The organism is Variovorax sp. 10N420 (genome assembly GCF_056394705.1).
Genome location: NZ_JBFTIJ010000002.1, coordinates 250,104 through 268,819 on the forward strand (window position 1 = coordinate 250,104; position 18,716 = coordinate 268,819).

The window sequence follows — 18,716 nt, forward strand, 5'->3', positions numbered from 1 at the left end:
CACGAAAACTGGTTCGATGTATCAGGCAATCAGGCGTTCGGCTCCTCCTCGTACCAACGGTCCTTGCCCAGCAGCACACGATGGTGGCCATGTCCGGACGGCATCATCGGAAAACAGTTCTCCTGCGCGGCCACGTGCACGTCCAGAAAGAAGGGCCCCTCGAAGGCCAGGCATTCGGCCAGTGCGGCTTCCAGTTCGCCCGGATCGGACACCCGCCGTGCGCCCCAGCCGAAGGCCTTTGCCAGTGCAACGAAATCGGGCAGCGCCTCGTTCCAGCTGTGACTCAGGCGGTTGCCGTGATTCAGTTCCTGCCACTGGCGCACCATGCCCATGTAGCCGTTGTTCGACAGCACCAGCTTTACAGGGGTGCGGTGCTGCACGGCTGTCGAGAGCTCCTGGATGTTCATCAGCACGGATGCATCACCACTCACGCAAACGACCAAAGCGTCTGGATGGGCGATCTGAGCGCCTATGGCCGCGGGAAGTCCGTAGCCCATGGTTCCGGCACCGCCCGAAGTCAGCCAACGTCCGGGCCGCTCGAAGCGAAGATACTGCGCAGCCCACATCTGGTGCTGCCCGACGTCGGTCGAGACGATCGCATCCCGGCCCTGCACCGAGCGCTGGAGCGAAGCCATCAACGATTGCGGCAGGATCACATCGGCGCGCGCCGAGAACTCGAAGCAGCGCTCGGCTCGCCAGCGCCCGATGCGCTCCCACCACGGTGCCAGCCGCTGTGCCGGCAACGTCTGCAGTTCCGGCATCGCAAGCAGCGCCCTGAGCACTTCGCCGCAGTCGCCCACGATGGGCACGTCGACCTTCACGACCTTGTTGATGCTGCCTGGATCGATGTCGATGTGAATCTTGCGCGCGTGAGGGCAGAACTCGTCGAGCTTGCCCGTCACCCGGTCATCGAAGCGCGCACCAACGCACACGACGAGGTCGGCCTCATGCATTGCGAGATTGGCTTCCAGCGCGCCGTGCATGCCGAGCATGCCGACAAAGTGCGGATCCGATGCCGGAAACGCGCCCAAGCCCATCAACGTCAAGGTGCAGGGCGCATTGAGCCGGCGAACCAACCGAGCGAAGCTCTCGCACGCGAGAGCCCCGGAGTTCACCAGCCCGCCGCCTCCATAGAAGATCGGCCGCCGCGCGGTCGACAGCAGGTCCGCAGCGCGTTGCAGTGCGCCCGCCGCGGGCCTCGCGGGCGTCAGGGGCGTTGTATCGGCTCGCGGCTTGCGCGGGACTCGTGCAGGCGCCCTGCCCGGCAGCCCAAGCGGCGTCAGCTGCACATCCTTCGGCACATCGATCAGCACCGGCCCGGGGCGACCCGACGCCGCGATGTCGAGTGCACGGCGTATCACATCGGGGATTTCGTCAGCCATGCGCGGCTGGTAGTTCCACTTGGTCACCGGGCGTGACATGCCCAGCGCATCGCTTTCCTGGAACGCATTGGTTCCGATGACGGCCGTGGCGACCTGCCCGCTGATGCACAGAACGGGGATCGAATCGCTCATCGCGTCGAGCAGCCCGGTGATGGTGTTGCTCACGCCCGGCCCGGAGGTGACCAGCACCACGCCGACACGGCCTGTCGTGCGCGCGTAGCCCTCTGCCGCATGAACGGCCGCCTGCTCGTGTCGCACAAGCACGTGGCGCAGTCGCGGCTCGCCGTGCAAGGCATCGTATAGCGGCAATGCGGCGCCGCCCGGGTATCCAAAGAGGGTGTCGACGCCGCATTCGATCAGGGTGTCGAGTACAGCGGCTGCGCCATTGCGCACGCGTGGCAGGGAGGGCGCCGCAGCGGGCGGCAGATGTCTTTGGGCAGAAAGCAGTTCCATGCCTGCATTTTTTCGCCAATCGCGCAGAATAGGCTTCATTCTTTCCCATGCTTTAGGCCCCATACATGAAAACCAATCCGCCTTCTTCGCTTTCTTCCGAAGAATCATCGGAGAGGATGGACATCGCCATCCTGCGTGAGTTGCGCAAGGACTCGCGCAAGACCCTGCAGGAGATCGGTGCGGCAGTGGGCCTCTCGGCCACCAGTTGCTGGACGCGCATCAAGAAGCTCGAAGCGCAGGGCGTGATCAAGCGCTATACGGTCGACCTCGACGCGGTCAAGCTCGGCTACAACGATTTCGTCATCGTTCAACTCACGCTCGAAAGCCACACCGACGAAACGCTTTACGAGTTCGGACGCGCGCTCGCCGCCATCCCCGAGATCCAGGAGGCCTACCTGGTCTCGGGCGATTACGACTACTACATCCGCATCGCGGTGCGCGACACGCGCGACTACGAGCGGCTGCTTCGCGAGAAGCTCTACAAGATTCCCGGAATCCGGCACAGCAAGTCGAGCTTTGTGCTCCGGGTGCTCAAAGAGGCAAGCATCCCGCTCTAGGCGGCTTGCCGCGCGATGACGTCTTCGAGGACGCGGAGCACTTCGTCCCCCGCGTCTTGCTGGGGCGAACCGAGGCTGTGCAGCGCCGACACGTGGTTGTGACCGCGGAAGAGATGAAAGCCCGGGCTGCTCCCGATGGCGATCGTGAGCGCCCGTGCCATCGCATAGGTCTGCTGGGCTATCCAACCTGGATCGAGTTCCGCGAGACCCATCCAGATGGGCGTGTCGACGGCGCGCACGTGTGTCAGCGGCGAACGCTCGACGTACAGCGCCGTGTCCTCGCCAAAATAGGCTTTCGGGCCGGCGGGCAGCGGAGCAACGGCACTGTAGAAGCCGCTCATCAGCATGATGGCCGCGACATGCACAGGATCGCTGCCGCGCGCCCGATCGTCGAACAACCAGGTCGCTACGTGGCTGGCACCGGCGGACTGGCCCCACAGAACCAGCGGCGCATGCTGCGCGCTGAGGCTTTCGCGTTGCTCCTCGATCCACTGCAGCGCCGCCTGAACGTCCCGGGCTCCGGCGGGCCATCCGTCTGCCGGCGCAAGGCGGTAATTGGGCAGCACCGCCAGATAGCCGTTGCGAGCGAGCCAACGACCCACGTTGCGATAGAAGACGCCATCGGCGTTCTTGTCACCGGCAACAAAGCCTCCACCGTGAATGAAAGTCACGATCGCGCGCGGCTGACCCGCAGGTGCGTAGATGTCCAGCCGATGCCGCGCGTGACTTCCATAGGACACGTCGATCTGCTCATGCGCTGCCTCGTCCAGATTCACGGCCGGCCGATAGATCGCTCGGGTCGCGGCGAGAACTTCGGGGTCGAACTTAGCGCCGAGTGCGCGGATTCCCATCTCGATGGCCGATGTGCAATGGGTGTCGGGGGTCGTCATGCTTGATCTCCAGATAAATGATGCGAGCGCGCGTCGCTCGCTGCGGCATCGAGCCGGCGGAGCATCGCCAGCCCAAGGCGCTCGCTGTCCAGGCCCGGCGTTCGCCAGCCGTATTCGAGTTCGACCAAACCTCGGTAGTCGCGCCTCCACAACAGCCGCAGCAGGCTCTCGAAATTGATCTCTCCGCTTCCCGGCTCCATTCGTCCCGGGTTGTCGGCCAGTTGCACGATTTCGATCCAATCCCAGCCCTGCTCCAGATGAAAGAGCAGGTCGCCGTCCATCACCTGCACGTGGGAGGTGTCGAAGATCAGGCGCACCGCGGGATGATTCACGGCCTGTGCGACCGCGATCGCATCGGGCATGTGCTGCAGCAGCATGTTCGGAATGCTCTTGCGGCTCAAGGTCTCGAGGCAGAGCGTGAGGCCGGCGCGCGCGGCAATGTCTCCTGCATATCGCAGGTTCTGCACCAGCGCGGCGTGCTGGTAGGCGATCGGCAGTTGCGGCTGCGCGCCACCGAGCACTGCCAGGTGCTTGGAGCCGACCCGATGCGCCGCCGCCACGGCCTGCGCGAGTTCGGCCTCGATCCATGCGCGCGCTTCCTTGCTGTCGGTCGCCCAACTCGTGTTGCGAAGCTGATCGAAGGTCGTGTAGAGCATGCAACCTGCTTCGAGCCCGTGCGCCGCCAACGCGTCGCCCACCCTCTGCTGCTCCGCCGCCGGACGTGCACGTGCGGCTGCATAGAGGACGCCCTCGAAGCCCTGGTCCGCCGCAAATTGGATGTGTTCCAGCGGATCCTCCGAGCCGACCATCGCCGTGAAAAGCGGTTGAAACGGAGGGCGGTAGCCGAGATGAGGCGCATAGCGCAGCGACCAGGTCATGCGAGGTGCCTTGCCTGAAGCGTCGATGGGTTGAGGCAGTTGTCCGAGGGCTGCCGCTCGTTGAGCCAGCGCGCGAGGGCTCGCAGCACAACGCTTCCCATCGCCGCGCGTGCCTCGAAGGTTGCGCTGCCGATGTGCGGCAGAAGCGTGGTCCGCGGCAATCGCAGATAGCGTTCATCGATCCGCGGTTCATTCCGAAAAACGTCGAGTCCCGCGGCTCCGATTCGGCGCGATGCAATGGCTTCGATCAACGCGTCCTCGTCCACCAAGTCGCCCCGCGCGATGTTGACGAAAACGGCGCCGGGCGGCAGCAATCCGAGGCGACGAGCATCCAGGCCCCCTCGAGTCGAGGGCGTCGACGGTGCGCAGACGCAAAAGACATCACTGGCGCCCAGCAAGGATTCGAGGGTCGAGTGGTACGTGAGATCGAACGACGCACCCTGCTCGGGCAGCGGCGAGCGGTTGTGATAGTGAACCCTCATTCCGAACCCGCTCGCCCGCTTTGCAAGCGCAAGACCAATCCGGCCCATGCCGAAGATGCCGAGAGAGCGCCCGGTCAACTGCCGCCCTAGAAATCTCGTCGGCGACCAGGGCCCCCACTCTCCGGAACGCAGCACGGCCTCGGCGGACGAGGCATCGCGGGCGGCGGACAAGATCAGGAGCATGGCCGTTTCCGCCACCGCGTCACTCAACACATCGGGCGTGTAGAAGACCGGCAATCCGAGTGCGGTGGCCGCATCGAGGTCGATGTGGTCGTAGCCGACCGAATAGGTCGCGACGCCGCGGGCGTGCCGCGCGAGTGTCTGGAGGCGTGCGCGGTCGAGCCGGTCGGTGGCCATCACGAGGGCCGCGTCGCATCCGCTCGACCAGCTCTCGAGCGCCTCGCCGATCGGTTCATCGTGCGGCCAGAGCGTTACGTCAAATTGTTCATCCGCCTCGCGCAGCACCTGCTCGGTGAGCTGGCGCGTGATGAGGAGCCGGGGCTTGTCCATCACATCCTTTCCTAACGTGCGCGGTCCACAAGTCCTGCGTTGATGTGCTTCACGGTTGGCGCTCCGCACAACTGCATTGCTCGCCTCAGTTCGTCCGTGAGGATGTCGAGCGCTTTCTCCGCGCCTGCCTCGCCGGCGGCCGCGGCGCCATACAACGTGGCGCGACCGATCGCCACGGCCTGCGCGCCCAGCGCGAGTGCCTTCACGACGTCGACCCCGCGGCGTACGCCCGAATCGATCAGTACCGGCACTCTGCTGCGGACCGCCTGCACCACGTCCGGCAAGACATCCGCCGCCGCGACGGCCCCGTCGAGCTGGCGACCGCCGTGGTTCGAGACCCAGATCGCGTCGACACCGAGCGCGGCGAGTCGGCCTGCATCTTCTGCGCTCGCAACCCCCTTGACCATCAGCTTGCCCGACCACTGGCCGCGCAGCCGCTCCAGGGCAGCCCAGTCGAATGAAGCGTCCAGGCTTTGGCCGACCTTCGCCGCGATCGACATGCGCGTGTCGGCATTGCCCTCGAAGCCGCGAAGATTCTCGAAACGCGGTGGCCCCTGACGAAGCATTTGCCAACACCAGGCCGGGTGCGTCGCGAAATCGCGAGCGGTGCGCCAGTCGCGTCGCAGCGGCACGGTGAAGCCATTGCGCAAGTCTCGCTCTCGTTTGCCGCCCGTGGCCAGGTCCAGCGTCACGACCAAGGCTTCGAAGCCGGCGGACGCCGCGCGTTGCAGCAGTGCAGCGGTAAACGCCTTGTCCCGGAGCACATAAAGCTGGAACCAAAGCCGTCCTCCGGCACGCCTGGCAACATCCTCTATCGACGAGGTGGCGGTGGTGGAGAGCGTGTAGGGAATTCCCAGGCGTGCGGCCACGCGCGCAATGGCAAGGTCCGCGTGCGGCCAGCCCGCGCCGATCGCACCGGTCGGCGCAATCACGATCGGCGCAGCCGCCGACCCTCCCACGATCTGCGTGGAAAGATCCGGATGCTGCACGTCCACGAGCAGCCGCGGGCGCAGCCGGATGCGCTCGAACCCTTCGCGATTGGCGCGCAAGGTGGTTTCGTCTTCCGCGCCGCCATCGAAGAAGTCGAACACGCCGCGAGGCAGCCGCCGCTGCGCCAAGCGCCGCAGATCTTCGATCGAATGAGCTTCTTTCAAGGACGTCAAGGTGTGGCGCTCGCCGAGGGGCCGAACTTCACATCGGGAAAAGCCGCCATGACACCGGCGCCGCCATCGACTGCCATCACCTCGCCTGTCATGTGGGCGCTGAGGTCCGACACGAGAAACAGCAAGGGCCCGGCAATCTCGGCGGGTGTCGCCGGGTGGCCCATGGGAATCACGCGGCTGATGGCATCCCATGCTTCTTCGCCCAACCGCTGATTCAGGCGCGGCGTGCGAACGTAGCCTGGGGCGACGGCATTGATGCGCACCCCGCGCCTTGCATACTCCGCGCCCGCACACCGCACCAGGTGATGCAAGGCCGCCTTGGAAACCGCATAGGCGGTCTGATTCGGGACCGCACGGTTGCCCGACATCGAGCCGACGAATGCAATGGCTCCGCCGCCGTCGGCAGCCATCATCTCGCCGGCAATCTGGATCGCGAGATAGGCATGGCGAAGCACGATGTCGAACTGCTGGTTCCAGCCGGCATCATCGACCGCTGAAAGCGGCTTGATCCCTGCGACGCCGATGATGTCGACCAAGCCGTGGACTCGGCCGAACGCCTCGCGAGCCGTATCGAAAACGCGCTGCATGTCCGCGCGAGACGTGACGTCCGCCGCGCACGCGATGCCCTCGACCGACTCCGCAATGCTGCGCGCGAGTTGCTCGTCTCGGTCCACGCACAGCACGCGAGCGCCGGCCTGGGCGAGCGCATGCGCAACCTGTTCACCGATCCCCTGTCCCGCGCCCAAGACCACGAAGCCGCGGCCGTCCAGGCGCAAGAGGGACAGGTAGTTCGCCGGCGTACCGGCCGTGGGTTTGGCAGTGGTGCTCATTCAGGCCGCCACAGCTTCGCGGTGCGATGGGAGCAAGTCCTGCCACGATGCCCCGTCCGGGAGGTCCGCATCGCAAGCACCGACGCCCCGCAAATCCACGCCGACGCCGACCGGCGGCTTGCCGTCCATGACCCGTTTCACCGAGTCGAGCAGCGTACGGCGAACCCGCATCACAGCCTGGTCCGCAGGCACGAGATGCTCCTTGGAACGGTCGTAGAAAGCGCCTTGCGACAGCGCAATGGCGGCGTCCTCCACCTCGACACCGCGCAGTCCCGTCCAGTTCTCCTGCATGCGCTCCCGGTTCTGGCCGAAAGCGTCAGCCCACGACGCTGTGAATACACACGTCTTGCGGTCGTAGTAGCGCGTGTCGTCCAACCCCAGCAACTCAACGATCTTGTCTTCGGACACGGGCGCATTGCCGTGCACCACGATGTAGGTGCTGGTGTGCGTGTCGTCTTCCGGGACTTCCAACACGGTGAACTGGAATGCGGGCGCCGGAATGACGCGCCCATAGGGAACGATGAACGGAACCACGCGGGCATTCTTGACACCCGCCTGGGTGGTCTTGCGCAGGGCCACATACTGAAAGCCAAATGCCGTCTCTTCCATCTTGAGACTCGGCTCGAGGTCATTCGAGGACAGCGCTGCGGGGTTCACCACATCCGGGTTCTGCTGGAAGTCACCGTCTTTCCAGCCCGGTCGCGCCATGTTGGTGTGCAACACGCCCACGTGGGAGGAATCTTCGCCGCCCTCGACCAACTGCAGGTAATTGCAATGCACGTTGATCCGGAGAACCACGCGATGCGAAGGGTCCGCGTCCATGAATGCATAGCGAGAGAACTCGGGCTGCAGTTCCTTCGGACCCACATAGGCCCAGACGAGGCCGCCGTCCTCGCGAACGGGGAAGGCCGGTGCCTTCATGCGCAAACGGTACTTCGGATCACTGTTGTTCGGCGTCTCCAGCACAGCACCGGTCACGTCGAACTTCCACCCGTGGTACAGACACCGAAGGCCGCCCTCCTCCACCCTTCCGAGCGCGAGCGATGCCCCACGGTGCATACAGAGCTCCTCCATCACGCCGACCCTGCCCTGGCTGTCACGGAATGCCACGTAGTCCTCGCCGAGCAAGCGCACACGCAGCGGCGGAGCGTCGGGCTGGCTCAACTGCATTGAAGTGCAGATGGGATGCCAATAGCGACGCATCATGTTTCCCATAGGCGTCCCGGGGCCGACGCGGCAGATCAGTTCGTTGTCTTGACGATTCAACATTACAAGCTCCTGTGTTTAGTGCGTTGACTGCTCTTCGCGGGCGCCTTGTGAGGCCGGCCGGGATGTGATGCTGTGGTGAGGCACCAGAGTTCGCCAATCCTGGTCCAGTCCGATCTCGGAGGAGATGCCGATCGCCTCTGGGGCCGCCGCGCGGGAGCCAACGATCTCCCGTCCGTCTCGTGCGGCCCTTGCGCACGCAAGCAAGCTGCGATAGAGGCGCGCGATGGCGACGTCTGCCGCGGACAGCATCTCCTGGGAGCGATCACGAAGCGCCCCGCTGGAGACGCTGCATGCGGCATCCTCCTGGGTGAAGCTGTCGAAGCCGGTGAAATGACCCTGACGCTGCACAACGCGGTCTTGGCGGTAGCCGTTGCGCCATGACATCGTCCGCTCGCCATCGCAGGTCTCGGCTGTCATCCCGTACTTGGTCAGGGTCGGCTCGTCCAGACCGACGAATGCGAGCTGCTGGGTCCGCAGCGGCTCGGTCCCGATCGCCGTCTGCGGGTTCCACCACACATGAAAGAAGTTGCAGCGCTCATCGTTGACGGGCACCACGGCAAACCAGAGGTCGCCGTTCGGATTGGCGACGAAGCACGGTGCGATGAAGGACGTGATGCGCGCCATCCGCTTGTCGCCAACACGGCGCATCGCGACGTAGTGGAATCCGAAGTCCGTCTCGTCCGCCTCGATGGTCGGCGAGGCGTCGAACTGCATATGCGTGGTCTTCTTGGCGAAGTCCAGATCCGCGCCGTTGGTCTTCGCGAGGCCGGAAGAATGCAGGATCGACAAATGCGATGAATCCACGAGGCCCTCGATCACCTGCACGTAATTGCAGTTGACCACGGCCACGGCGTTGATTCGGTGCGCATCGTCTTGGGCCATGAAGGACCACGTCGGGAATGGCGGCACCTCGTCCGTCGGTCCCAGGTATGCCCAAAGCAGGCCGCCGGCCTCTCGCACGGGATAGGTCCGGCCCTTGATGCGCCCCTTGAATTTCGCATCGGCCACGTTCGGCGTATCGAGCACCTGGCCGTCCACAGCGAACTTCCAGCCGTGGTAGATGCAGCGAAGCCCGTCCCCCTCGGCGCGGGCGAGTTGCATGGACGCACCACGATGCAGGCAATGCTCCGCGAAGAGTCCGGCGCGGCCCTGCTGGTCACGCCAGACGATGAACTTTTCGCCGAGCAACTCGACCGCCTTGGGTTCGCCGTCCGGCGCGGGGACGTCCGAGAGCTGGATCGCGGGTAGCCAGAAACGGCGCATTGCGTCGCCCATGGCGGTACCGCGTCCGGTGCGGCACATCAGTTCGTTGTCTTGACTGGAAAGCATGTGGGATCCTTTTCGAGGTTAAAGATCGAGGACGAGAACCGGCGTGCGCGCACGTGAGCAGCACGGCGTAAAGCAGTCGTTGCGCGCGTGCTCCTCGTCAGTCAGGTAAAGGTCGCGGTGGTCCGGCGTGCCGTCGACCACCTTGGTGATGCATGTTCCGCACACACCCTGCTCGCATGACAGCGAGACGCCGAATCCGGCAGCCAGGAGCGCATCCGCGGCACTCTGATCCGCGGCAACCCGGATGAGCCGACCGCTGCCCTTGAGTTGCAGTTCGAAGGGTCCGTCGGCCGAATGATCGATCGGTGCAGCTGCAAAATATTCGCGATGCAACAGCGCCTCGGGCCATCCGAGTTCGCGCGCCGTACCCAGCACGTGGTCCATGAATCCGGTCGGGCCGCAGACGTACAGGTGCTTGTCGGGCGCCGGCGGCCCGATCGCCGACCGGGCGTCCAGCTTCTGGGCATCGGACCCGTCATCGACGTGGATCTTTATCCGATCGGCATAGCTGCTTTCGAGCAGATCGCCGACAAAAGCCATGCGCGCCAAAGAGCGGCCGCAATAGTGAAGCTCGAACGGGCGGCCTTCGCGCGAGAGCTGTGCAGCCATGCAGAGAATCGGCGTGATACCAATTCCGCCGGCAAACAGCAGCGACCGTTCCACTCCGGCATGCAGCCCGAAGTGGTTGCGCGGCGCGCTGATGGTGATTTCGTCTCCTTCCCGCACGCCATCCAGCATCTGCACGGAGCCGCCGCGTGACTGCGGATCGCGCAACACCCCGATGCGATAGCGCTGATGCTCATCGGGCAAGTCGTACAAGGAGTATTGGCGGACGAGGCCGCCCGGCAGATGCACATCGATGTGCGAGCCGGCCAGAAAATCCGGCAGAGGCGTGCCGTCGGATGCCGCGAGTTCGAAGCTCGCGATCCCATCAGCGAGTTCGCGGCGTGCGGCGACTTTGACGTGCAGGAGGTTGTCCATGACTGCAAACTTCCGAACTTCTTCCATGGAAGATATGGATTCAAAAAAAAGCGATGGCGATCAAGCCGTCGCGGTCTGCCGTGGGCGGAGCACGATCGGAGATCCGCCGAGCCGGCTTTGAAGCAGCCAGCGCGCAAGACCCAGGTCCATCACCTTGGCGTGTTGCGGGAACCAGTCGGCCAGTGCGTAGGCGAAGCGGTGAACCACCTGCGCATGCCCCTCGGCGAGCGCTGCGCGCACCTCCTCCAGTGATCTGAGAACGGCCGCGTGCTCGTCGACGTGACAGCCGGCCGACTCGTAGCCGGTTTGCTGCATCGCTCGATCTTCCTCGGCGAAGTGGCGACGCGCGTGCTCGGCAAACGTCTCCAGCGCAGCGGAGAGCTCTGCGTCATCGGCGTGCAACATGGCGTCGACGCACTCCACGAACTCCCTGTGCGTCTCGTCCATGGCCGGGTCACCCACCGCGTAGTCCTCCTGCCAGAAGAACTCCGCGGGCATCGTTGAGGTCGCACTCATGCCAGTTCCTTTTCGCCGAGCGGATGCGGCAACAAATCGCGCCATGCACGGTCGTTCAAGACATCATTGATACCCGCCACCCGGGACCAGTCGATGCCGCCCTGCAGCGCCAGTGGAGCTTCGCCTTTTTCCACGGCATCGGCACACGCAAGCAGCGCACGGTACAGACGCGCGATCCCGATGTCGGATGCCGAGAGCACTTCGGCGGAGCGGTCCCGCACGCGGCCGGCCGAAACCGACGCAGCCACGTCTTCCTCGATCAGGCCCGGCAGCCCACTCCAACTCTCACCTTTGCGCATTGATTCGCGGTCTTGAGCAAAGTTGTTGTGCGGCCCTGGCTTGTCTGCGCGACCCAGCGTTTCGTCAGTCAAGCCGAAGCCCCCGAGCACCTCGGGCGTCAGGCCGATGAATTCGAGATGCCGGCTGCGCAGCGGCTCCCGATTGAGCTCATGGGTCGGGCTCCAGAACACATGGATGAACGCCGTTCGCGTGTCGTCCATCGGGACCACGAAAGTCGCGATGTCGCCGTTGGGGTTGAGCACGATGCATGGTGCAACGAAGGCCGCGATCCTCGCCTCGGTGCGCTGCCCTTTCTCGTCTGCGATCTCGCGCAGCGCGGCATAGTAGAAGCCGAATGGCGTCTCCTCCACTTCGAGGCGCGGCGCCAGATTCTGTTGCATCGAGTTCACCTTCTCGGCAAATTCGAGCTCCGCATTCCCCGCCCGGCTCAGGCCGTTCAGGTGCAGCAAGCCCAGGTGCGACGAGTCCACAAGTCCCTCGATCACCTGAACGAAGTTGCACTCCTCGACATGGCGCGTGACCAATCGATTCGCATCTGGCAGGTCCATCCATGACCAGTGCGCAAACTCGGGCTCCAGATGGCGCGGACCGAGGTAGGCCCACAACAAGCCGCCCGCCTCGCGCACCGGATACGTCCGGCCTTTGATGCGGTTCTTGAACCGGGGATCCGCGACGTTCGGCGTGTCGAGAACCGTGCCGTCAACGGCAAACTTCCACCCGTGGTAGATGCATCGCAGGCCGTCGCCTTCCGAGCGCGCAAGGCGCATCGACGCACCCCGATGCAAGCAGGCCTCCGCATACAGGCCAGCGCGACCCGCCGCGTCTCTCCAGGCGACGAAACGTTCGCCGAGGAGTTCGACACCCCTGGGATCCGAATCGGGCAACAACTCCGATGAGAGCAGCAGCGGAAGCCAGTAACGGCGCAAGGTCACGCCCATCGGCTGGTCAGCCCCAACACGGCAAAGCCGCTCATTCGTTTGTGCATTCAACATTTGATGCTTCCTCAGTGATAGACCGAGCCGCCGTCGACCGCGAGGATCTGGCCGGAGATGAAGGATGCGTCCTCGCTTGCCAGGAAGGCGACTGCGCCCACGATGTCGGCAGGCCAGCCGTCGCGCGGGAGAGCCCGCGTCGCAATGGCCGACTCTCGGTAGCTCGCGAGGAATTCCTTGTTGCCCAGGTTGCCCTCGCTGAGCGTGTAGCCCGGTGACACCGCGTTGACGGTGATGAAGTCGCGACCGAGTTCGCGCGCGAGCGAGCGCGTCATCGTCATCAGGGCACCCTTGCTTGCAACGTAGTCCAGCATGAACGGCGCCCCTTTGAAGGCAGTACCCGAAGTGATGTTGACGATGCGCCCGAACTGCTGGCGGCGCATGTGCGGAGCGACCGCGCGCGCGCAGAGAAACGGGCCCATCGCATTGACATCCTGCATGCGGCGCCACTCGGCCACCGAGATCTCTTCAAAGGCGCGCAACTTGATACTGGCCGCGATCGCCGCGTTGTTCACCAGGATGTCCACGCGGCCGAATTGCGCGAGTGCCGCCTCGACCATCTCCTTGACGGAATGCTCTTGCGCCACGTCGACCTTCAAAGCCAATGCACGGGCCCCGGAGGCTTGCAGCTCCCGGGCTTGCGGCGTCGCGTCGGCGAGGTCGGCCAGCACCACGGCTGCGCCCTCGGCAGCGAGCCGTTGCGCGATCGCCAGCCCGATGCCGGTTTGCGCGCCGGTGACGATCGCCACCTTGTCCACGAGTTTCATTGCTTGCTTCTCCACGTTCAGTGACCCAGACCCATCAACCCGGCGATGCGTCCTTCGTCGCCGGCCAGTTGATCGGACGCACCCTCGAAGACCGTGCGACCCCGGTCCATCACGATGCAGCGATTGGAAAGATCAAGGGCAATGTCGACCCGCTGCTCCACGAGCAGCAGCGCGAGCGAGCTTTCCCGCACGATGCGGCGGATGCTTTGCACGAGATGCTCCACGATGATGGGCGCGAGACCTTCGAAAGGCTCGTCCATCAACAGCGCACGGGGGTTGCCCAGGAGTGCACGGGCGATGGCCAGCATCTGCTGCTCGCCGCCCGAGAGCTGGTTGCCGTGGCTTGCAAGCCGCTCGTGCAAACGCGGGAAAAGGTCGACAACGCGCTGCGCGGTCCAATCGCCCGGTCGATGTGCGATTTGCAGATGCTCGGCGACCGTGAGGCTCGGAAAGACCTCGCGGCTTTGCGGCACGTAGCCGATCCCGCGGCGCGCGCGCTCATGAGACGCAAGCCCTGCGACATCGCCCCCATCCAGGACGATGCCGCCGCTGCGGCGCTGCGCACGACCGACGATCAGTTCGAGCAGGGTGCTCTTGCCTACGCCATTGCGACCGACGATCGCCACCGTCTCGCCGGCAGCAAGGCACAAGCTCAACTCTTCCACCACCAAGGTGGGCCCCCAACCGCCCGACAGCTTCGTGATTTCAAGCATATGCGGCGGCTCCATCGAAGCGCTTCTTTCCCGATGACCCGAGATAGACGGCCTGCACTTGCGGATGCGACATGACTTCCTTGGGCTTGCCGGACATCAGCAGCGCACCATTGACCAGCACGGCCACCTCGGAAGCGAACATCCGCACCATCTCCATGTCGTGCTCGATCATCAGCACCGCGATGTCGGCCGGCAATGTGGCGATCGCCCCGTGCAGCAAATCGAGCTCGGTGCTGGGAATGCCGGCCGCAGGCTCATCCAGCAGCAGGACCTTCGGTTGCAGCGCCAGCGCGATCGCAATCTCGACGAGCCGCTGCCTTCCGTATGCGATCTCCGTCACCTTCCGGTACCGGTCGTCCTGGAGCTTCAGCTGCAACAGCAACGTCTCGGTGCGCTCGAGCAGGTCGATCTCGCGGCCAGCCGGCCGCCACATCTGGAAGCCGCGCCCTGCCGCTTGCGTGACGGCAATGAAGACGTTCTCGAAAACCGTCAGTTGCGAGAAGAGACTCGAGATCTGGAACGTGCGAACCAATCCCTTGCGCGTCCGCACCGCCGCCGAGGCTCCCGTGACCTCTTCACCGAACAGCTGCAGCTTTCCAGCGTCTGGCCTCAACACCCCCGTGAGCAGGTTCACGAGCGTGGTCTTGCCGGCACCGTTGGGGCCGATCAAGGCCGTGCGAGTGCCCTTCGGCAGCGAGATGCTCACGTCCTGCGTGACGTGCAGCGCACCGAAGTGCTTGCTCAGGCCGCTCGCTTGCAGCGCGATCATCGCGGCGCTCATGACCGGCCCTCTTTGCCGCGCAGCTTGTCCAAGGCGTTCTGGGCCAGTCCCACCAATCCCCCGCGGCCGAACATCACCACCGCAATCAGGACGAGACCGATGATCAGCATCCAATAGAACGGATTCCACTGGGAAGAGAAATGCTTCAGCAGCATGTAGGCCGGGGCACCGATGAAGGCGCCATACAGCGTGCCGATGCCGCCGAGGACCAGCATGACCAGGACATCCACCGAAGTGTCGAGCGCGAAGACGCCGATCCCCACGAACGCGTTCGCCTGAGTGAACAGCGCGCCGGCAATGCCTGCGATGGCGCCGCTGATGGTGTAGGCCAGTGTGAGATGGGGCAGCACGCGATTGCCGATCAGGCGCATGCGCGCCGGGTTCTCGCGCACGCCCTGCAGCATCACGCCGAAGGGCGATGCCACGATGCGTTTGAGCAGCACGAACAGCAGCACCAGCCAGGCCAGTACATAGAGATAAGCCGTGCTGCCGCCCAGCCCCCATTCGAACCGCCCAAGAATCGGGGCGAACTGGATGCCCGCCAGACCGTCGTCGCCCCCTGTGATGTCCGTCGCCTTGTGGGCAGCCTCGAACACGAGCACGCCCAGAGCCAATGTGACCATCAGCAGCGGGAGGCCGGTCAATCTCAGCAGGAAGGGTCCCACCAAGGCCGCGAGAGCGCCCGCCGCGAGTCCGCCCATCAATGCGACGCTGATCGGCTCGGTCCAGCCCGCCAGGGAGAGCCATCCAGCCGTGAAGGCCCCGAGCCCGAAAAAGACCGCGTGACCAAAGGAAAGCACACCTGAAAATCCCAGCAGCAGGTCATAGGACAGCACGAGAAGCACCATGACCAGAACCGAGGTACCCAGCGACAGATACTGCGGAAAGGCAAAGTAGCAAGCCAGCGCGACGCCGAGCCAGAGGAACTCCGAGAAGTGCCAGCGGTGGCGCCCGAGGATCGAATCGCGTGTCGCAGAGTTCATGTCGTCAGGCCGTCCGCGCACGAGCGAGCAGGCCATCGGGCCGCCACACGATCAGCGCAATCAGAAGCAGATAGATGAGGAATGCGCCGGACTGTGGAAACAGGTAGCGCCCGGCCGTCTCGAAAAGGCCGACGATCACCGCGACGGCGACGGAGGCCGTCACTTGGCCATGTCCTGCGAGGGCGACGATGACCAGCACCAGCACAAGGTGCTTGAGCGGCCACATCGGCTCCATCGGCAACATGGGGGCCGCCAGGATGCCGCCGAGCGCGGCAAGGCCGCAACCCAACGCGAAAGTCGCCGAGAAAAGCACCGGCACGTTCATCCCCATCGCCTGCGCCATGCCGCGGTTGTCCACTGCGGCGCGAAGTCTCGCCCCGGTGCTGGTGCGCTCGAACACCCACCACAACGCACCAATGATCACCAGGCAGACGACCGCCGAGAAGACGCGGTACACCTCGAACTCACGCACTCCGAGGTCGACATTGCCCTTGAGATAGGCCGGGAGGTCGATCCGCATGACGTTCGGCCCGAACCACATCGTGAGCAGCGCGATCACCACGAAGTTGAAGCCGATGGTCACCAGCACCTGGTCCAGGTCGCTGCGCTTGTACAGATGCACATAGAGCAGCCGCTCGGCGGCGACTCCAAAGATCGCGACCGCGATGACTGCCACGGGCACCGCAACCGCATAGGCCCAGCCGTGCTGCTGCATCAGGCTGATCGCCAGATAGCCGCCAATGGCAGCGAAGGCGCCATGTGCAAGGTTGATGACCCGCATGAGGCCCATGGTGATCACGAGGCCGAGCGCGATCAGGCACAGGACCAGTCCATACGACAGGCCATACAGAACGATGAAGGCGATGGTGTCCACTTCAGTCAACCTGGCAGCGGCTTCGAAGGGGGCTCAGTTCGCCGACGCCGGGTTCACCTGCTCCCAGGTTTTGACGACCTGGTTGCGCTTGGTGCCATTGCCGTCCTTGACGACTTCGCGAAGGTAGAAGTTCTGAACCAGCTCTCGTGTGGCGGGGTCGATCGTCACACGGCCGCGCGGGCTCTTCCATGTATAGCCAGGCAGGGACTTCACAGCCGCTTGGCCGTCGAACGGCTTGCCGGCCTGATCGCCAAGCATCTTGTAGGCAAGATGCATCGCGTCGAAAGCGCCGATGCTGAACGAGTTCGGACGCGCAGTGGGACCGACGTTCTTCAACAGCCAATTGGCGAATGCCGTGTTTTCCGGGTTCTTCGCGTTGGCATCGATATAGATGATGGACTTGAAGCCCACGATGGAGTCGTCGAACAGCGGCAGATCGCTGTCTTCCGCTTCGCCCTGGCCGATGATCAGTACCTTCTGCGTCAAGCCGCGGGCAGCCAAAGCCTTGCTGAAGCCCACCGAAGCTGCCCCAGGCGGCAGGAAGATCTGCAGCACGTCAGGATTGGCGTTGGCGATGCGTTCCGCGATTGGTGCGAAGTCCGTGGTGTTCAGCGGCACGCGTACGTTGCCAACCATCTGCCCGCCTTCGGATGTGAACTTGGCCATGAAGGCCTGCTCCACGATATGGCCCGGGCCATAGTCCCCCACTGCGACAAAGCCGCGGGACTTGCCCTGCTGGCGCGCATAGGTGGCAGCGAGTTCCGCCGGTTGATTGATCGCCTGGCCCATCCGAACGAAGTACGGCGACATCTTCATCAGAGAAGGCGTCGCCGCGTTCACGATGAAAAGCGGGACCTTGGCCGCGTTCACCACGGGCGCAGTCGCCGCCACCTCCGGGCTCAGATAGAAACCGCCGAGCATGGCGACCTTGTCCTTGACGACGAGTTCTTCCGCCAGGCGCTTGGCCAACGTGGCATCAGCGCCTGCGCTGTCGCGATAGATCACTTCTACCCGCCGGTCGCCAACCGACGACCCGTGAATCGCCATGTACGCCTCGACCCCCTGTCGAAATGACTGACCCGCCACTGCGAACGGCCCCGTGAAAGGGCCGACGAAGCCGACCTTGACTGGCTCTTGCGCGGCAACGTTGCCGCCGAGAAGAACTGAGGCAGCCAGCACCAACAGACGCGAGATCGACATCTTCATTCGTTTCACCTTCACCTTTCGCAGAGAGATTGCGCTGCAGGCAGAACATCTATTCTGCGCAATCGTCTTCCACGGAAGATATCACTTTGCAGTCATCGCCATATAGGGCAAACCAGCATTGCGTCTCTAAAAATTAACTTCGAAGGGAGCAGCGCCGACTCCGGTAAAATCTCGACTCCCCAGGAGTGGATGTTCCATGGAAGACAAACACAAGATCGATTCTCGAAGCGCTCTCGGTGATGCGCGGGGTCCCGGCGCGGGTCGCCGTGCCCGACCCAGCATCAGCGAACTGATCACGATGCAATGGCAGACCGAGAGGCAAGACCTCGATCTGCAGAACTTCCTTCTGGCGATCTACTTCATGCGGCTAGGCACACTGGTGGACCGCGCGTACGACCGCCACTGTCAGAAGGCATACGGTGTCAATGGCGGAGACATGCGCCTGATGCTCGCGCTTCGCCGCAGCGGGCCTCCCTATGTCAAGAGGCCCACGGATCTGTTCCGAGCCCTGCTGGTGACTTCCGGCGCCATCACCAAGAAGGTCGATCGGCTTGTCGAGGCAGGCTATGTGGAGCGACTCCCCGATCCGAGCCACAGTGGCGGCTTTCTGGTGCACCTGACAAAGGCAGGCTTGCAGACGGTGGAGTTGGCGGTCGAGTACCTGGCCAACCACTCCGCACTCGCCCCGGCGATGTCGCAGCTTCCTCCGGACGAACGCAAGCGGGGGACGAATTTCGCGCTGCAAATCCTGTCCATGCTCGAAAGAACCGAAGCCTCGCTCGAGGAAGAGGTCGATGAGCCGCCCTCGCGACCACGCCATGTGCGACGCGCTGGCGGATAGTCAATCCGCGAAGCCTGGC

The 18,716-nt window shown here is 64.2% G+C and carries 19 protein-coding genes; 2 read left to right on the top strand and 17 right to left on the bottom strand.

The window, feature by feature from the left end; all coding sequences use genetic code 11:
* Nucleotides 1-29: 29 nt before the first annotated feature.
* Nucleotides 30-1,835: a biosynthetic-type acetolactate synthase large subunit gene (gene ilvB, locus AC1DEK_RS05665; protein WP_478124238.1), complete on the bottom strand. Its 1,806-nt coding sequence runs from the start codon at nucleotides 1,833-1,835 to the stop codon at nucleotides 30-32.
* A 116-nt stretch (nucleotides 1,836-1,951) separates the two neighbouring features.
* Here ilvB and AC1DEK_RS05670 point away from each other — a divergent pair, with 116 nt between their 5' ends.
* Entirely contained in the window at nucleotides 1,952-2,392 is a 441-nt protein-coding gene (locus AC1DEK_RS05670; RefSeq protein WP_478124239.1) for an Lrp/AsnC family transcriptional regulator, read from the top strand.
* On the opposite strand, the gene AC1DEK_RS05675 is transcribed toward AC1DEK_RS05670, so the two are convergent.
* Genes AC1DEK_RS05675 through AC1DEK_RS05750 form a run of 16 tightly spaced genes read right to left on the bottom strand, consistent with a single transcriptional unit; the run spans nucleotide 2,389 to nucleotide 17,856 of the window.
* Nucleotides 2,389-3,282 carry an alpha/beta hydrolase gene (locus AC1DEK_RS05675; protein WP_478124240.1) on the bottom strand — a complete coding sequence of 298 codons (894 nt, stop codon included), beginning with the start codon at nucleotides 3,280-3,282 and terminating at the stop codon, nucleotides 2,389-2,391. The genes AC1DEK_RS05670 and AC1DEK_RS05675 overlap by 4 nt on opposite strands.
* Nucleotides 3,279-4,160 (bottom strand): TIM barrel protein, encoded by an 882-nt coding sequence (locus AC1DEK_RS05680; protein WP_478124241.1) that lies wholly within the window; start codon nucleotides 4,158-4,160, stop codon nucleotides 3,279-3,281. Before AC1DEK_RS05680 ends, AC1DEK_RS05675 begins: the two co-directional genes overlap by 4 nt.
* The gene (locus tag AC1DEK_RS05685; protein ID WP_478124242.1) at nucleotides 4,157-5,152 is read right to left on the bottom strand and encodes a 2-hydroxyacid dehydrogenase; all 996 of its coding nucleotides are present in this window, start codon (nucleotides 5,150-5,152) and stop codon (nucleotides 4,157-4,159) included. Before AC1DEK_RS05685 ends, AC1DEK_RS05680 begins: the two co-directional genes overlap by 4 nt.
* Before the next feature lie 11 nt (nucleotides 5,153-5,163).
* Entirely contained in the window at nucleotides 5,164-6,315 is a 1,152-nt protein-coding gene (locus AC1DEK_RS05690) for an alpha-hydroxy acid oxidase (RefSeq protein ID WP_478124243.1), read from the bottom strand.
* Entirely contained in the window at nucleotides 6,312-7,145 is an 834-nt protein-coding gene (locus AC1DEK_RS05695; RefSeq protein ID WP_478124244.1) for an SDR family NAD(P)-dependent oxidoreductase, read from the bottom strand. The genes AC1DEK_RS05690 and AC1DEK_RS05695 overlap by 4 nt, the downstream gene beginning before the upstream one ends.
* A complete protein-coding gene (locus tag AC1DEK_RS05700) occupies nucleotides 7,146-8,414 on the bottom strand; it encodes a Rieske 2Fe-2S domain-containing protein (protein WP_478124245.1) in 1,269 nt (422 codons plus the stop codon).
* Between the two features lie 15 nt (nucleotides 8,415-8,429).
* On the bottom strand, nucleotides 8,430-9,743 hold the full coding sequence (locus AC1DEK_RS05705; RefSeq protein WP_478124246.1) for a Rieske 2Fe-2S domain-containing protein: 1,314 nt from the start codon (nucleotides 9,741-9,743) through the stop codon (nucleotides 8,430-8,432).
* A gap of 18 nt (nucleotides 9,744-9,761) precedes the next feature.
* Complete coding sequence (locus tag AC1DEK_RS05710) at nucleotides 9,762-10,724, bottom strand: PDR/VanB family oxidoreductase (RefSeq protein WP_478124247.1); 963 nt, start codon at nucleotides 10,722-10,724, stop codon at nucleotides 9,762-9,764.
* Between the two features lie 60 nt (nucleotides 10,725-10,784).
* On the bottom strand, nucleotides 10,785-11,240 hold the full coding sequence (locus tag AC1DEK_RS05715; RefSeq protein WP_478124248.1) for a bacteriohemerythrin: 456 nt from the start codon (nucleotides 11,238-11,240) through the stop codon (nucleotides 10,785-10,787).
* The gene (locus AC1DEK_RS05720) at nucleotides 11,237-12,532 is read right to left on the bottom strand and encodes a Rieske 2Fe-2S domain-containing protein (protein ID WP_478124249.1); all 1,296 of its coding nucleotides are present in this window, start codon (nucleotides 12,530-12,532) and stop codon (nucleotides 11,237-11,239) included. The genes AC1DEK_RS05715 and AC1DEK_RS05720 overlap by 4 nt, the downstream gene beginning before the upstream one ends.
* Nucleotides 12,533-12,543: 11 nt before the next feature.
* The gene (locus tag AC1DEK_RS05725; RefSeq protein WP_478124250.1) at nucleotides 12,544-13,299 is read right to left on the bottom strand and encodes an SDR family NAD(P)-dependent oxidoreductase; all 756 of its coding nucleotides are present in this window, start codon (nucleotides 13,297-13,299) and stop codon (nucleotides 12,544-12,546) included.
* A 17-nt stretch (nucleotides 13,300-13,316) separates the two neighbouring features.
* A complete protein-coding gene (locus tag AC1DEK_RS05730) occupies nucleotides 13,317-14,012 on the bottom strand; it encodes an ABC transporter ATP-binding protein (RefSeq protein WP_478124251.1) in 696 nt (231 codons plus the stop codon).
* Nucleotides 14,005-14,793 carry an ABC transporter ATP-binding protein gene (locus AC1DEK_RS05735; RefSeq protein WP_478124252.1) on the bottom strand — a complete coding sequence of 263 codons (789 nt, stop codon included), beginning with the start codon at nucleotides 14,791-14,793 and terminating at the stop codon, nucleotides 14,005-14,007. The genes AC1DEK_RS05730 and AC1DEK_RS05735 overlap by 8 nt, the downstream gene beginning before the upstream one ends.
* Complete coding sequence (locus tag AC1DEK_RS05740) at nucleotides 14,790-15,776, bottom strand: branched-chain amino acid ABC transporter permease (RefSeq protein WP_478124253.1); 987 nt, start codon at nucleotides 15,774-15,776, stop codon at nucleotides 14,790-14,792. Before AC1DEK_RS05740 ends, AC1DEK_RS05735 begins: the two co-directional genes overlap by 4 nt.
* Nucleotides 15,777-15,780: 4 nt before the next feature.
* Nucleotides 15,781-16,650: a branched-chain amino acid ABC transporter permease gene (locus tag AC1DEK_RS05745; protein WP_478124254.1), complete on the bottom strand. Its 870-nt coding sequence runs from the start codon at nucleotides 16,648-16,650 to the stop codon at nucleotides 15,781-15,783.
* 33 nt (nucleotides 16,651-16,683) lie between these two features.
* Nucleotides 16,684-17,856 carry an ABC transporter substrate-binding protein gene (locus AC1DEK_RS05750; protein WP_478124255.1) on the bottom strand — a complete coding sequence of 391 codons (1,173 nt, stop codon included), beginning with the start codon at nucleotides 17,854-17,856 and terminating at the stop codon, nucleotides 16,684-16,686.
* 196 nt (nucleotides 17,857-18,052) lie between these two features.
* Here AC1DEK_RS05750 and AC1DEK_RS05755 point away from each other — a divergent pair, with 196 nt between their 5' ends.
* Nucleotides 18,053-18,697 carry a MarR family winged helix-turn-helix transcriptional regulator gene (locus tag AC1DEK_RS05755; protein ID WP_478124256.1) on the top strand — a complete coding sequence of 215 codons (645 nt, stop codon included), beginning with the start codon at nucleotides 18,053-18,055 and terminating at the stop codon, nucleotides 18,695-18,697.
* Nucleotides 18,698-18,716: the final 19 nt, after the last annotated feature.

What these genes read in the sequence shown, in the direction of transcription:
- ilvB (WP_478124238.1), bottom strand. Translation starts at nt 1,835, where the DNA reads ATGGAACTGCTTTCTGCCCAAAGACATCTGCCGCCCGCTGCGGCGCCC.
- AC1DEK_RS05670 (WP_478124239.1), top strand. Translation starts at nt 1,952, where the DNA reads ATGGACATCGCCATCCTGCGTGAGTTGCGCAAGGACTCGCGCAAGACC.
- AC1DEK_RS05675 (WP_478124240.1), bottom strand. Translation starts at nt 3,282, where the DNA reads ATGACGACCCCCGACACCCATTGCACATCGGCCATCGAGATGGGAATC.
- AC1DEK_RS05680 (WP_478124241.1), bottom strand. Translation starts at nt 4,160, where the DNA reads ATGACCTGGTCGCTGCGCTATGCGCCTCATCTCGGCTACCGCCCTCCG.
- AC1DEK_RS05685 (WP_478124242.1), bottom strand. Translation starts at nt 5,152, where the DNA reads ATGGACAAGCCCCGGCTCCTCATCACGCGCCAGCTCACCGAGCAGGTG.
- AC1DEK_RS05695 (WP_478124244.1), bottom strand. Translation starts at nt 7,145, where the DNA reads ATGAGCACCACTGCCAAACCCACGGCCGGTACGCCGGCGAACTACCTG.
- AC1DEK_RS05700 (WP_478124245.1), bottom strand. Translation starts at nt 8,414, where the DNA reads ATGTTGAATCGTCAAGACAACGAACTGATCTGCCGCGTCGGCCCCGGG.
- AC1DEK_RS05705 (WP_478124246.1), bottom strand. Translation starts at nt 9,743, where the DNA reads ATGCTTTCCAGTCAAGACAACGAACTGATGTGCCGCACCGGACGCGGT.
- AC1DEK_RS05710 (WP_478124247.1), bottom strand. Translation starts at nt 10,724, where the DNA reads ATGGACAACCTCCTGCACGTCAAAGTCGCCGCACGCCGCGAACTCGCT.
- AC1DEK_RS05715 (WP_478124248.1), bottom strand. Translation starts at nt 11,240, where the DNA reads ATGAGTGCGACCTCAACGATGCCCGCGGAGTTCTTCTGGCAGGAGGAC.
- AC1DEK_RS05720 (WP_478124249.1), bottom strand. Translation starts at nt 12,532, where the DNA reads ATGTTGAATGCACAAACGAATGAGCGGCTTTGCCGTGTTGGGGCTGAC.
- AC1DEK_RS05725 (WP_478124250.1), bottom strand. Translation starts at nt 13,299, where the DNA reads ATGAAACTCGTGGACAAGGTGGCGATCGTCACCGGCGCGCAAACCGGC.
- AC1DEK_RS05730 (WP_478124251.1), bottom strand. Translation starts at nt 14,012, where the DNA reads ATGCTTGAAATCACGAAGCTGTCGGGCGGTTGGGGGCCCACCTTGGTG.
- AC1DEK_RS05735 (WP_478124252.1), bottom strand. Translation starts at nt 14,793, where the DNA reads ATGAGCGCCGCGATGATCGCGCTGCAAGCGAGCGGCCTGAGCAAGCAC.
- AC1DEK_RS05740 (WP_478124253.1), bottom strand. Translation starts at nt 15,776, where the DNA reads ATGAACTCTGCGACACGCGATTCGATCCTCGGGCGCCACCGCTGGCAC.
- AC1DEK_RS05750 (WP_478124255.1), bottom strand. Translation starts at nt 17,856, where the DNA reads ATGAAGATGTCGATCTCGCGTCTGTTGGTGCTGGCTGCCTCAGTTCTT.
- AC1DEK_RS05755 (WP_478124256.1), top strand. Translation starts at nt 18,053, where the DNA reads ATGGAAGACAAACACAAGATCGATTCTCGAAGCGCTCTCGGTGATGCG.